Source organism: Spirosoma horti (assembly GCF_054776595.1).
Map to the genome: position 1 here is coordinate 110,486 of NZ_BAAHBQ010000002.1, position 13,772 is coordinate 124,257.

Consider the following 13,772-nt stretch of genomic DNA (forward strand, 5'->3'; position numbering starts at 1 on the left):
CAATACACTGGTTCAAAAACAAAAACGACCGATGGCGAAATCTTGTTTTGTTAAAATTAAGTTAACTTTGCCTCGCTAATCTTCTAAGGGGTGCCCTAACCTAACGGGCTGAGATTATACCCATTGAACCTGCGCGGGTAATGCCGCGAAGGGAAATGAATTCACAGATCGTGTCTGTGATGTTTGCAAAAATCATACCTAACTAAAGGTAGGTTTGGCCCCTTGCCTACCGTCAAATTTTTTTCGTGATGAAAAAAACGACGGTCTACATTTATTTTTTCGTGACCCTGTTGTGGTTATCAACGCTGCCCGCCTGGGCTCAACACACCCTTTCTGGCAAAGTCAGCGATGCGGATGGTGGTCCACTACCAGGTGCCGCCGTTACAGTTGAAGGTACGTATAAAGGCACCTTCACCGATGTTAATGGCGCGTTTTCTCTGACTAATCTGAAGCCCACGTCTGTCTCATTGCAAGTATCCATGCTAGGATACGAGACTCATCGACAGCCGATTGACCTATCTAAAAACGATGTGCTTTCAATAAAATTATCGAAAACAGCGGTAGCCGTCGATGAAGTCGTGGTGAGTGCAACCCGAGCCAATCAGAAATCGGCCATCGCCTATACGGATGTGACGCGCCGGGATCTCAATAAACTTAATCTAGGGCAGGACATACCGCAACTACTCAATTTCACGCCGTCCATCGTCACAACCTCCGATGCTGGGGCAGGTGTGGGCTACACGGGAATCCGTATTCGCGGGTCCGATGCCACACGGGTCAACGTGACGCTCAATGGCATCCCTTACAACGATGCCGAGTCACAGGGGACATTTTTTGTCAATATGCCAGACTTCGCGTCGTCGGTCAGCTCGATTCAAATTCAGCGGGGCGTGGGTACATCGACCAATGGGGCAGGGGCTTTTGGGGCGTCGGTCAATATCCAGACCAACAAACTGGAAGAAAAACCGTATGCCGAGGTAAACCTGTCGGGGGGCTCATTTGGAACGCGTAAGGTAAACGTGCTGGCTGGAACGGGTCTGCTGAATAACCACTTTGTGCTGGATGCCCGCTTATCCAAGATTTATTCGGATGGCTATATCGACCGGGCGTTCTCCGATCTGAAGTCGTTTTATCTCTCCGCTGGCTACTACACCAAAAAGAGTTTCTTCCGGCTAAATGTGTTTTCGGGTCAGGAAAAAACATACCAGGCCTGGAATGGCGTGCCGGAGGAGTTCCTGAAAACGAATCGAACCTACAACTCGTTTACCTATGATAACCAGACGGATAACTACCAGCAGGATAATTATCAGCTGATTAGCTCCCACGAACTTAGTAAAAACTGGCGGGCCAACCTGTCGTTCTTCTATACCAAAGGGAAAGGCTATTACGAGGAATTTCGAACGGCTGACAAATTCAGTAACTATGGACTGCCTAACGTCGTCATCGGTGATTCGACCATCCGTCAGACGGATTTGATTCGGCGGCTATGGCTGGACAACGATTTTTATGGGGGTGTTTTTTCATTCGATTACAACAGCTTCGGCAAGTTGACCGCCAACATTGGTGGTGGCTGGAATCAGTATACAGGCATACACTACGGTGAAATTATCTGGTCGCGGGTGGCCGGAAACTCGAATATTCGTGACCGATATTACCAGGACGACGCGACCAAACGGGATTTCAACCTGTATGCAAAAGCGTTCTATCAGTTCACGCCAAAGCTCAACGCCTTTGTCGATGCCCAAATTCGCACCATCGATTACTCGTTTTTGGGGTTCAATAGTCAATTGCAGAACGTTCAGCAGGATGCTAAATTAACGTTCTTTAACCCGAAGGCCGGTTTTACATACACCATCAATGACCGCAGTACCGTCTATGCATCAGTAGGAGTGGGCCAGCGTGAGCCCAACCGAAATGATTACACGCAATCCACACCCGAAAGCCGCCCAAAGGCCGAGAAGCTGGTCGACTACGAAGCGGGGTATAAAGTTCAGAATGAAAATCTGGCGTTTACGGCCAATGCGTACTTCATGAACTATACGAATCAGTTGGTCTTGTCGGGGCAGTTAAATGATGTGGGTGCCTACAATCGGGTAAATATTCCATCTAGTTACCGGGCGGGTATCGAACTGGAAGCCGGGATTCGGTTGGCCCGACAACTTCGCTGGAATGTCAACGCGACGTTTAGCCGCAACCGGGTCAAAAACTTTACGGAGTATCTCGACAATTTTGATAATGGCCAGCAGGAAAGCCGACAATACGGGCAGACGGACATTTCATTTTCGCCGAATGTGATTGCTGGTTCTCAGCTATTGTTTACGCCCGCCAAAGGGCTGGAGTTGGGGTTGCTCTCGAAGTATGTGGGCAAGCAATACATGGATAACACCTCAAACGAAAATCGTAAGTTGAACTCGTATTTCACAAATGACATCCGGGTTATTTATACCCTAAAGCCCAGATTCGCTCAGGAAATCGCGTTTACGTTGTTGTTTAACAACGTGCTTAATGAATTGTATGAGTCCAATGGCTACACCTACGCTTATATCTCGGAAGGCAAAGTGACGGCTGATAACGGGTATTATCCACAAGCCGGCCGGAATTTTCTGGCGGGGGTGAGGATTCGTTTCTAGACTGGTTTTCTGATGGCGCGAGGCTCCGGCCTCGTGCCTACTATTCTGCGGCCTCTGGCCGCTAAGTGACAACAGCTAGCTTAGCGGCCAGAGGCCGCAGAATAGTAGACACGAGGCCGGAGCCTCGCGCCATCAGGAAAAATCACATAAATCCTGCCGGGCCGCCGATGCGGTTCAGATTACCCAATTGCCTGCTCCAGATCCTGGATTAGATCGTCAACATCTTCAATGCCAACGCTGAGCCGGATGAGTGTGTCTTTGAGACCATTCTTGATCCGTTCTTCCTTCGGAATGCTGGCGTGCGTCATGCTGGCCGGGTGCGTACACAATGACTCAACGCCACCCAGCGATTCACCCAGCGAGAACACCTCAAAACTTTCCATAACCCGAACGGCTTCGGGCATTGAATCACCTTTCAGCTCGAATGAAAGCATGCCACCAAAGCCCCGCATTTGCCGTTTGGCCAGATCATGGCCGATGTGCGACTCCAAGCCGGGATAATGCACCTGACTTACTTTAGGGTGTTGTTGTAGGTACTCGGCTACTTTCTGGGCGTTCTCGCAGTGCCGCTGCATCCGGATATGCAGGGTTTTGATGCCGCGTAACACCAGAAAACAATCCTGTGGGCCAGGTACAGCCCCGCAGGCATTTTGAATAAACGCCAGGCGCTGGGCTGTTTCGTCGTCGTTCAGGACAATGGCACCCATCACCGTGTCGGAGTGGCCGCCGAGGTATTTGGTCACCGAATGCATCACCATGTCGGCCCCCAGGTCGAGCGGATTTTGCAGATAAGGCGACGCAAACGTATTATCGACGACCAACTTAATACCGCGCTGTCTGGTGATGGTAGCAATGGCGGCAATGTCTACCAAACGCAGCAAGGGATTCGTGGGTGTTTCAATCCAGACCATTTTGGTGGCAGGCGTAATGGCTGCTTCCAGTTTATTCGCATCAGATAAGTCGACAAAGTTGAACGTCAACCCGAACTCCTGATAAACCCGCACCATAATGCGATAGGTACCGCCGTAGAGATCGTTGCTGGCAATAATCTCGTCACCTGGTTTAAAAAGCTTTAAGATCGCGTCTGTTGCGCCCAACCCCGACGAGTAGCAAATACCATGTTTGCCGTTTTCGAGGGCAGCCAGGTTGTTTTGCAGCACCGTACGGGTAGGGTTTTGGGTACGGGCGTACTCGTATCCTTTGTGCTTACCCGGCGACTCCTGGACGTAGGTCGATGTTTGATAAATAGGCGTCATGATGGCGCCCGTTGTGGGGTCCGGCTCAATACCGGCATGGATGGCTTTGGTTCCGAATTTCATACTCAAATGTAACGAAGATTATCACGTTGAGTGGTACTCGGGCCAGACAAGTCAAACCACAAGTACCTTTTCCCCGTTTGATAGAGTGTGAAGTTCGCCATTCCTAAATCGCTTACCGGTCCGGCCCTCGCGGGTCTTGCTTTGTCGGTAACACCTATCGTTTTTACATCCCTGCTGACCTACTATGCGGTAGTTCACGAGGCTACTATTGCCAGCTTTACGGGCTGGCAGTGGGCGATTATTACGATTGTTTGTTCAATTACTTCAGCCGGGCTTACTCCGCCCACGATGCTGGCGCTGATATTTGGCTATTTTCTGGGCTGGAACGCGGTATTGCCACTTTTTGTGATCAATTTCGGCGGTATTCTGTTCATCAATCTTCTCGTTCGCTGGCTCGATCATGACCGGTTCCTGGCTTTCCTGAGCCGGAATCCCAAAGCACAATCCGTGCTGGACCGTATTTTGAACAACGAACTGGAGGTTATCTTTTTCGCCAAACTATCGCCCATTCTCCCATTTGGCCTGACCAACCTGCTCTTCGCGCTGTCGGGGGCAAAGCTGAAAAATATCGTACTGGGTGGTTTCCTGGGAATGACGCCCCGCACCCTGATTGCCATCTGGTCTGGACATGAAGCCCGCGAAATTAAAGCGCTACTGGAAAATCCAAATCAAAGTACCTGGACGCAAATCGTTATCATTGGCTTAATTGTTGTCTCCATTGCCGGACTCTGGCAAGTTGTCCAACGGTCTCTCAAATGATAAATCCGGTCGGTTGCCAATCAAAGCTGTTCTGCCATAAACTCAATTAAGCGATTGTGCCCCGTTTTGAACACGGTTAGCTCGTAGTGTCTAAGTTGTTTGGTAAGGGGGAAAAGATACGAGCCGGGAACAATCCGGTCAAAGGCTCCGGTAAAAAAACGGATTCGTACAGATTGATCACTCAATAGCTTAGCAACTAGTTTCATGTCTGAATGAATCTGGCGAAACTGAGTCCAGCTCTTATAGACCAGCATGCGTTGTTCGGGTGTAGCAAGCGAAATTTCGGCGAACCGCATGGCTGTCCGGTTGAGCAGACCTGCCGTAGTAAGGGCATGGCCCAGGGAGGTAAGCATCGATAAATGGCGCAAGGTGTACCGAAACAGCCAGCGCCCCAGTCGGGAGTCTGTTGCCAGCCAATACCAGCGGTTGACGGTAATGCCGTCGGGAGCAATGAGCAGGAGCTGGTCAAGCCGATCTGCAAGAGCTTCGGCAGTTGCCAGCGCAAACCGCCCGCCCAGACTAAATCCTATTAGTGAAAACCGGTCGATGGCCTGTGCCCGTAAGAAATGATCGATCAATCGGCTCCAGTTGGTTTTGGTCAGCAGGCCCGTTCCCGTATAGCGGCTATTGCCATGAAAAAACAGATCAATTGAATAAAGTGTGAATCGGTTGCTTATGGCCGTTTCGAGAGGACTAAACGCGGTTCGGTCCTGGCCGAAGCCGTGAAACGCCAGCAAAACGCTTGGGCCGTTCCCAACTTTCTGGTACGTAATTTGGCTATCTTCAAACGAAAATTTATCGACGTTGTCGGCTTTTTGCATACACAACTAATTAAGCACAAGGGCCGCTGAACAAGTTCAGCCGGTTGTTCTTATTCATCATAAAGCACCCGTATGGTAACCACATTCACGGATCTATCGCATTTTTCGGCTCATGTCGGTCAATCGCTCGGTGAGACAGATTACTTGATCATCACACAGGAAATGGTTAATCTTTTCGCTGAGGCTACCGGCGATCATCAGTGGATTCATACCGATGCGGACCGCGCTGCGCGCGAATCACCCTACAAATCGACCATTGCACACGGGTTTCTGACACTTTCGCTGGCCCCTAAGTTACTGGCTGAACTCTACCGGGTTGAGTCGGTGAAGATGGGCATTAACTACGGAGCTAACAAAATACGGTTCACAAATGCTGTTCCAGTGGGCAGCCGTTTGCGCATGTCTGCTCATTTGCAGCGGGTTGAACCTCAAGTTAATAGCGTTCGGGCTACCATTTCGTGTATATTTAGCCTAGAGGGCGTCGATAAACCGGCTTGTATTGCCGAATTGGTCATACTTTTATTGGACTAGGCAGATAGTATGCGCGCATACTATCTGCCTATTTTTTCTTACTTTTACACTAGTCAACAGAACACAATGTTTATGAATTACAACGGATGAGGATGCATTGTGGGTCTTATCTACATCCCGAGAACTACAAACGGTTGTGTTCTGGTCACTTTCTCAACAAACGATAACGGTAATTAAACACAATTCAGATGGCAACGGCAACGCTGGACTTACAGGGATTGAATTTTAATTTGTCAGAGGAGCACTTGGCTGTTCAGGAGGCTGCTCGTGACTTTGCCCAAAATGAATTGTTGCCCGGCATTGTCGAGCGCGACAACGAAGCTCGGTTTCCGGCTCAGCAAGTCAAACGCATGGGCGAACTTGGCTTTTTAGGCATGATGGTATCGCCAGAGTATGGCGGGGGCGGTATGGACACCGTTGCGTATGTGCTGGCGATGGAAGAGATTTCTAAAATCGATGCTTCAGCCTCCGTTGTCATGTCAGTCAATAACTCGCTGGTCTGTTTCGGTCTGGAAGCGTATGGCACCGAAGAGCAAAAGCGCAACTATCTAACACGACTGGCCACGGGCGAAACCCTGGGGGCCTTTTGTTTGTCGGAGCCCGAAGCGGGTTCGGATGCTACCTCACAAGCGACAACTGCTGAAGACAAAGGCGACTATTATTTGGTGAACGGGACTAAGAACTGGATCACAAATGGTGGTTCGTCAGGCATTTGTCTGGTCATTGCCCAGACAGACCGGGAGAAAAAACACCGGGGAATCAACTGTCTGATTATTGAGAAAGGAACGCCTGGTTTTGTGGTCGGCAAGAAAGAGGATAAAATGGGTATCCGGGCGTCGGACACGCATTCGCTCCTGTTTACGGATGTGCATGTACCAAAAGAAAACCGTATTGGCGAAGACGGTTTTGGGTTCAAATTTGCCATGTCGACCCTCAATGGTGGGCGCATTGGTATAGCCGCACAGGCGCTGGGTATTGCAGCGGGCGCGTATGAACTGGCCCTGAAGTATAGCCAAGAACGGAAAGCCTTCGGAAAGCAAATTTTTGATCATCAGGCGATTCAGTTCAAACTGGCTGAGATGGCCACTAAAATTGAGGCCGCTCGCCTGCTAGTTTACAAAGCCGCCCGCCTGAAAGATGAGCATAAAGATTACGTACAGGCTGCCGCCATGGCTAAGTTGTTTGCCTCCGATGTGGCCATGTGGGCAACAACAGAGGCTGTGCAGATTCATGGCGGCTACGGTTATGTAAAAGAATTCCATGTAGAACGGTTAATGCGGGATGCAAAAATTACTCAGATTTATGAAGGTACATCTGAAATACAAAAACTAGTGATAGCCAGGGAGCTCGTCCGCTGAGTCTTTTCTTGGTAAAATAGAATTTTTCTAAAGGTGTAGTGCGTGTTCGATGCGAATACGCACTATTTTTTTTATTATTTGGAAACTTTTATACTTGTATTAGTTTTGTACAAATTATTAGTTTTGTGCAACTTTACGCACGAACACAATCTAGGGAGACACACCTTTCGGCTATGGAAGACTATAATAAAATAATCGAATCGCTGGGCGTGAAGTTTATCAAGGCCCGCAACATTCGGATTTTACAACCAATCACCATCAAAAATTTCTATGATGTTGAGAACACGCTACTTATTTTATTCAACGGTGATGTATCCATTGGCGATGAAAAAATAAAAGTAGAGGTGGGTGATATGCTGTTCATTCCGGGTGGCAAACACGTTACGGTTACCTACGGCGACCCGACAAACCCCAAAATTGTCTCTAATGAGGAATTCATGACGCATCGGGAGTCATATTGGGAAGGCAACCACGACCCTAAATTGATTGGCCATTTGCCAAACTCGTTTGGGTATGTGTCGTTTGAAGCAAAAGTCTTCGACTCAGTCAACTTCTTCAACTCACTCGATGTGCCGCCGTTTATCATCAAACGGGAGGAGCATCTGGCAACGACGATCGACCAGATTCTGGCGGAAGAAATGACCGATCTGGCTGGTAAAGGGCGGATTATTAAGATCAAAACCGAAGAGATCGTTATTGAGGTGGTTCGGTATATTTTGAAAAACCACCTGTTCGTCGAGCAACTCGTTACCAACAGTACGTATTTTAAAGACCCACGCCTGATCGACATCTTTGCCTATATCAAAGAAAACCTCGGTGGCGACCTGTCGAACAAGGTACTGGCCAACGTTGCCAACGTGTCGGAAGATTATGTAGGCCAGTATTTCAAGATGCTGACCGGTATCAACCCGCAAGATTACATCGAATATCAACGGATGGAAGCCGCCGTTGGGTTATTACGCACAAGTAAGAAGAGTATTCGGGCCATTGGTGCCGAGGTAGGCTATAAAGATACGGCTTACTTCTGCCGCCGGTTCAAGATGATGTTTGGTATTCCGGCCGGGAAAATGCGCCGTCGGGAGTCACTCATGAACGTATAAGTAGGTAAAAAACACAAAGTGGCTGACGTGGGCAACTTAACTTGCTCATTCGTCAGCCACTTTGTGTTTACTGATTATTGCAGACTTATTTCAATAGGAAGGGTATAAAACACCGCTACGTGTTTGCCGCCCACTTCACCGGGTTCCCAGCGGGGCATCTTTTCAATGGCCGAAATAATGTTAGTCATGAAGCCTTCCAGGCTTTTCAGCGTTTTCTTATCCTGCGGCTTCATCGTGATTCGAATATCATGCACATAGCCGAGTTCGTCGATGATGAATTTGGCGGCTATCGGGCCCGTATCATAACTCTTCTTGGCTACTGAGTTTGGTACGCGGATCGTTTCGGCCAGATAAGTGCTTAGTGCGGCTTTTCCGCCCGGAAATTCGGGCTGACGTTCGGGAACGGTATAAACCTTTTCATTTCTGGTTTGAGCAAAAGCACGGGTGCCCACGAAAAACGGGCTAAGGGCTGTCGTAATCAGCAGCAATAGCGTTGAGACGGAACGTTTCATAAATTAAGCTTGTACAACTGACTTGTTAAACTCCTGGACGACCGTCGATAGTTGAGGTAATAAATCCGGATCTTGCTCAATTCCATTGCCAACAACGATCAAGTCGGCACCTGCTTTCATTGCCTGGTAGGCCTTTTCGCCGGAGTTGATTCCACCACCCACAATGATCGGTACATCGACAACGCTGCGAACGGCCGCAATCATGTCGGCCGATACGGGCTTGCGGGCGCCACTGCCTGCATCCAGATACATCAGTTGCAGACCCAGCATTTCGCCGGCCATGGCCGTACAGGCCGCTACACCGGGTTTATCGTGCGGAAGCGGCATGGTGCCGCTAATGTAAGAAACCGTCGTCTGGGTGCCACTATCGACGACCATATAACCGGTTGGCAGAATTTCCAGTCCACTCTTTTTGAGCAGGGGTGCTGCAATGACGTGCTGACCAATTAAAAAATCCGGATTACGTCCTGAAATAAGGGATAAGAAGAAAATGGCATCCGCTGAAGATTCGATGTGTAACGGATTACCAGGGAACAGAATGATGGGCGTTGTCGATTGACGACGTATGGCCGCAATGACTTCTTTGTGCGAATAATCCGTTACCAGACTACCACCAACCAGAAAGAAATCAACGGGATAAGTTGCCGTGCGGGCAAGTAATTCAGAAAACGCGTTCTGCTCGATCTTATCCGGATCGAGCAGAACAGCAAATGCTTTTTGGCCAGATAGCCTATACTCCCGTAGTGTAGTCAACAGGCTCTGTGGACGCCTGTTCATGGTATTGGGTTGGCTCTGCGGTTGGATTGATGGCATTATTCGTACGTATGCGGGCTAAAAATCCGGTTAGCTGCTCGCGAGCGATGTTGGTAAGTACCGATGTGATCAGACCACCAATCAACCCGCTTGCGGCTGCTGACTTCTGCACTTTTTCCGCCTTCTGCCTGATTGCTTTTTGATTTGACGGATGGGGATGGTATTCGTCATCCTCGTCGCTTTCATCATAATCATAATCTTCGTCGTCCGGTTCGCCATATTTTTCGGCATACCGGTACTCGTCAGATTTGGGCAGAATGGCATTGACAACCAAATATACGGCTAAAGCAGCACCCGCTACAAACACTGCTGTTTTACCAACTTCAGTTGCATCGCCTTTTATGGCATCAACATTGTCAGAAATAGAGCTTTTAAAGCGCTCTGTAGCGGCCATCAACTGAGCTCGCCGAGCCGTCGTATCGGCAAAGGGTACTTTAGGGTCTTCCATTGTCGTTTGTCCTTGATTCGAAAAAATGAATCGATTTGTTTTGAGTTTAATCCTGTTTATCAGTGGGGTTACGCTGTGTTACCGGGCGGTTCCACCATCACTCATCGAGGAGCGCGTCTGGGCCATAAGCTCTTCAACTGCTTCTGATTTTTCTACCACTTTTTTCTCCTGACTTTTTTTCAGGGCGCTGTAGGCGGCTACCCGAATTTTTGATTTAAAGAAATCTTTAGCTGCCAGCCAGATCACCGTCAAAAGCAGAAAAAAGCCCGCGACAATCAAAAAGCCAAGATACTTGCTATTGGTTACTTCGTTCAGGTAAGCAGCTAACAGGCTGAATAAGAAAATAAGGGTCATGGTTCCCAGAAGGGCCAGTACAATACTATGTACGGCTACCACCACACCTTCTTCAAGTTTTCCCCGGCTCTCCAGTGTAAATAGCTCGATGCGGGCTTCCAAATAACGGAATATATTTTCCCGAATTTCTTCCAGGCGTTCGAACATGATTTCAGCTAATTAAATTTCTATATGCCGTATTTACCATAAAATACTCATTTTGTTTGAAAATGTGAGGAAAATAAAACGGCTACGGCACATTATGTGCCGTAGCCGTTTTAAAACCGCCTGGAGTGAAGGCTGAATTAATTACGTTTACCAACCAGAATAAGAAGTTATTATTTTGATTGCCGCAACTTAGCTTCGATGGTCTGTTGCGTATGGGGAACAGCCCGTAGCCGCTCTTTCGGAATCAGTTTACCCGTATCCTTACAGACACCGTACGTTCCGTTTTTGATGCGCACCATAGCCGCATCCAGTTGCTGAATAAATTTTTGAAGCCGGGCAGCTAACTGACTCAAGTTTTCGCGTTCGCTGGTATCGGCACCATCTTCCAGTAATTTTGAATTACCGGATGTATTATCCGTGCCGCTATCGTTTCGTTTGCTGAGCGATTCTTTTATGTAGTTCAACTCACTCCGAGTATCATCGAGTTTCTGACCGATCAGCTTTTCGAACTCTTTCAGATCCTCTTCTGAATAACGTTTTTTCTCTTCCTGAAGCATATCAAGTACTACATTAAATGGTGTGTACCTTATTTGGGCACAAAATTAATGCTTTGTCATCATTATTTCAATGAACAATTTTTAGAAGGTCTGTTTTTTTTGAAAATTCACTAAATTGACATTTTTCAATTTGGCAAATTAATCTATGGTCTAGAAACTTCCGAAGGATAAACTATACTGTAGTGAAAACAAATTATGAATGATTGTATGGTTTGTTAATATTACATTAATCTTAGAAAAAGTAGACCTTTCACAATATGGCTTTTGATTTGCTAAGTTTGCAAGACACTTCACAGCCAAATTTGTTTCTAAAAAAGAAGTAAAAGTAAAGACATGGGATATATTGAACCAGCTCCAATAAAAGACAAAGAGAATCCACTTCAGTCAATGATGTCGCGTTTCGATGCCGCTGCCAAACTGGTGGGTATTTCGGATGAAATGTATGATATTCTGAAAGTGCCGGCTCGGCAGGTCATCGTCGGATTACCCGTAACGATGGATAGTGGAGCCATCAAAGTTTTCGAAGGCTATCGTGTTATTCACTCGAATATTCTGGGCCCCGCCAAAGGAGGAATACGGCTTGATCCGGCGGTTCACCTCGACGAGGTTCGCGCCTTAGCGGCCTGGATGACCTGGAAATGCGCCGTGGTCGATATTCCATACGGTGGCGCGAAAGGCGGAATCGCCTGTAACCCACGGGAGATGTCGGCGGGCGAAATTGAACGACTTATCCGGCAATATACGGTAGCGATGCTCGACGTGATCGGACCTGACCGCGACATTCCGGCCCCTGATATGGGCACAGGTCCGCGCGAAATGGCCTGGATCGTTGATGAATACTCGAAGGCCAAAGGAATGACTGTCAACAACGTTGTAACGGGTAAGCCGCTGGTATTGGGCGGATCGCTCGGGCGTACAGAAGCAACAGGGCGGGGCGTTACGGTGGCGGCTCTGGCCGCGATGGACAAACTGCGGATGAATCCATACCGGACAACGGCAGCCGTTCAGGGTTTTGGTAATGTTGGTTCATTTGCTGCGGAGTTGCTTCATGAGCGGGGCGTTACCGTCGTTGCCGTGAGCGATATTTCGGGGGGCTATTATAACCAGAATGGTATCGATATTACCGCTGCGGTCGCTTATCGGAACGCCAACAAAGGCACCTTGGAAGGATTTGCGGGAGCCGAAAAAATCTCGAATGAAGAATTGCTCTCACTAGCCGTCGATGTATTGGTGCCAGCCGCCAAAGAGGACGTGATCACGGAGGATAATGCAGCCTCGATTCAGGCTAAAATGATTGTGGAAGGTGCCAATGGCCCAACCTCAGCCAGTGCCGATGAGATCATCAATAGCAAAGGTATTCTGGTTGTTCCAGATATTCTGGCCAATGCGGGGGGCGTAACGGTATCGTATTTTGAATGGGTACAAAACCGCATCGGCTATAAATGGACACTCGACCGGGTAAACCGGCGGGCCGACAGGGTCATGAAAGATGCCTTCGATCGTGTATTTGATACCTCTCAACGCTACAAAGTGCCCATGCGCTTAGCTGCTTATATCGTAGCAATTGACAAAGTTGCCAGCACCTACAAATACCGGGGCGGTTACTGATTTTCATAAAAGGTATGATGTGTACGGTATGATGGCTAATTTTGCTCGTACTTGATGCATTGACAATACATCATATCGCACGGGCAACCCCGATTATACACCATACAACTTATTTATGCGCTTACACCGCGAAGGTTTCACCATTATGCTTACGACGGGGCTGGTCTTACTGGCTCTCAATCTGTTCGCGTATTATTATTTGTTTTCCGATAATTCAACCGCGATTCTCTTATTAGCGATAATAAGCCTGGTCCTGTTTGTTCTAATCGTACAGTTCTTTCGTATTCCAAACCGACTGCTCACGACCGGCGACACGCAGGTGGTGGCCCCGGCCGATGGTAAAGTTGTTGTTATCGAGGAAACTACGGAGGGTGAATATTTTAAGGACCGCCGTCGGCAGGTATCCATATTCATGTCACCGCTCAATGTACACGTCAATCGCAACCCAATCACGGGGACTGTCCGGTATTTCAAGTACTTTCCGGGCAAGTATCTGGTGGCCTGGCATCCTAAGTCGAGTACCGAAAATGAGCGCACAACGGTTGTTGTTGAAGCGGCCAATGGGACGAGCATATTGTTTCGGCAAATTGCCGGAGCGGTCGCCCGGCGCATAATCTGGTACGTGAAAGAGGGCCAGCCCGTTAAACAGGGAGAAGAGTTCGGCTTTATAAAATTTGGCTCACGGGTGGACGTGTTTCTGCCGCTGGATGCCGAAATTAAAGTGAATATTGGGGATGTTACCAAAGGGGGCGTCACCGTAATTGCGGAGCTGCCAAGTTAAAAGAGGGCAGAAAGCCGGAAAAGAAAAGATAACG

The 13,772-nt window shown here is 48.4% G+C and carries 14 protein-coding genes; 7 read left to right on the forward strand and 7 right to left on the reverse strand.

Annotation, left to right across the window (positions count from 1 at the left end; all coding sequences use genetic code 11):
- Positions 1-248 precede the first annotated feature (248 nt).
- Positions 249-2,630 carry a TonB-dependent receptor gene (locus ACYVAM_RS04540; protein ID WP_461064387.1) on the forward strand — a complete coding sequence of 794 codons (2,382 nt, stop codon included), beginning with the start codon at positions 249-251 and terminating at the stop codon, positions 2,628-2,630.
- 179 nt (positions 2,631-2,809) lie between these two features.
- On the opposite strand, the gene ACYVAM_RS04545 is transcribed toward ACYVAM_RS04540, so the two are convergent.
- Complete coding sequence (locus ACYVAM_RS04545) at positions 2,810-3,949, reverse strand: cystathionine gamma-synthase (protein WP_461064389.1); 1,140 nt, start codon at positions 3,947-3,949, stop codon at positions 2,810-2,812.
- 87 nt (positions 3,950-4,036) lie between these two features.
- Between ACYVAM_RS04545 and ACYVAM_RS04550 the strand changes: the two genes are divergently transcribed.
- Positions 4,037-4,708 carry a TVP38/TMEM64 family protein gene (locus ACYVAM_RS04550; RefSeq protein ID WP_461064391.1) on the forward strand — a complete coding sequence of 224 codons (672 nt, stop codon included), beginning with the start codon at positions 4,037-4,039 and terminating at the stop codon, positions 4,706-4,708.
- A gap of 20 nt (positions 4,709-4,728) precedes the next feature.
- Here ACYVAM_RS04550 and ACYVAM_RS04555 read toward each other — a convergent pair whose 3' ends face one another.
- Entirely contained in the window at positions 4,729-5,529 is an 801-nt protein-coding gene (locus ACYVAM_RS04555; protein WP_461064393.1) for an alpha/beta hydrolase, read from the reverse strand.
- A gap of 72 nt (positions 5,530-5,601) precedes the next feature.
- Between ACYVAM_RS04555 and ACYVAM_RS04560 the strand changes: the two genes are divergently transcribed.
- The 3 genes from ACYVAM_RS04560 to ACYVAM_RS04570 all read left to right on the forward strand — a co-directional run bounded on the left by ACYVAM_RS04560 (position 5,602) and on the right by ACYVAM_RS04570 (position 8,518).
- Positions 5,602-6,060, forward strand: a complete 459-nt coding sequence (locus ACYVAM_RS04560; protein ID WP_461064395.1) for a MaoC family dehydratase — start codon at positions 5,602-5,604, stop codon at positions 6,058-6,060.
- Between the two features lie 188 nt (positions 6,061-6,248).
- On the forward strand, positions 6,249-7,418 hold the full coding sequence (locus tag ACYVAM_RS04565; protein ID WP_461064396.1) for an acyl-CoA dehydrogenase: 1,170 nt from the start codon (positions 6,249-6,251) through the stop codon (positions 7,416-7,418).
- 173 nt (positions 7,419-7,591) lie between these two features.
- Positions 7,592-8,518 (forward strand): AraC family transcriptional regulator, encoded by a 927-nt coding sequence (locus ACYVAM_RS04570; RefSeq protein WP_460935381.1) that lies wholly within the window; start codon positions 7,592-7,594, stop codon positions 8,516-8,518.
- 74 nt (positions 8,519-8,592) lie between these two features.
- On the opposite strand, the gene ACYVAM_RS04575 is transcribed toward ACYVAM_RS04570, so the two are convergent.
- From ACYVAM_RS04575 to ACYVAM_RS04595, 5 genes are all read right to left on the reverse strand, one after another.
- A complete protein-coding gene (locus tag ACYVAM_RS04575) occupies positions 8,593-9,030 on the reverse strand; it encodes a hypothetical protein (protein ID WP_461064398.1) in 438 nt (145 codons plus the stop codon).
- A gap of 3 nt (positions 9,031-9,033) precedes the next feature.
- Complete coding sequence (locus ACYVAM_RS04580) at positions 9,034-9,807, reverse strand: phosphoglycerol geranylgeranyltransferase (RefSeq protein ID WP_461064400.1); 774 nt, start codon at positions 9,805-9,807, stop codon at positions 9,034-9,036.
- Entirely contained in the window at positions 9,761-10,291 is a 531-nt protein-coding gene (locus tag ACYVAM_RS04585; protein WP_461064402.1) for a hypothetical protein, read from the reverse strand. The genes ACYVAM_RS04580 and ACYVAM_RS04585 overlap by 47 nt, the downstream gene beginning before the upstream one ends.
- 78 nt (positions 10,292-10,369) lie before the next feature.
- Complete coding sequence (locus ACYVAM_RS04590) at positions 10,370-10,792, reverse strand: phage holin family protein (protein ID WP_461064404.1); 423 nt, start codon at positions 10,790-10,792, stop codon at positions 10,370-10,372.
- 170 nt (positions 10,793-10,962) lie between these two features.
- Positions 10,963-11,349: a TraR/DksA family transcriptional regulator gene (locus tag ACYVAM_RS04595; RefSeq protein ID WP_046578528.1), complete on the reverse strand. Its 387-nt coding sequence runs from the start codon at positions 11,347-11,349 to the stop codon at positions 10,963-10,965.
- Positions 11,350-11,682: 333 nt separating this feature from the next.
- Here ACYVAM_RS04595 and ACYVAM_RS04600 point away from each other — a divergent pair, with 333 nt between their 5' ends.
- Complete coding sequence (locus ACYVAM_RS04600; RefSeq protein WP_461064406.1) at positions 11,683-12,957, forward strand: Glu/Leu/Phe/Val family dehydrogenase; 1,275 nt, start codon at positions 11,683-11,685, stop codon at positions 12,955-12,957.
- A 115-nt stretch (positions 12,958-13,072) separates the two neighbouring features.
- On the forward strand, positions 13,073-13,738 hold the full coding sequence (locus ACYVAM_RS04605; protein ID WP_461064408.1) for a phosphatidylserine decarboxylase family protein: 666 nt from the start codon (positions 13,073-13,075) through the stop codon (positions 13,736-13,738).
- The last annotated feature ends 34 nt before the right edge of the window (positions 13,739-13,772 follow it).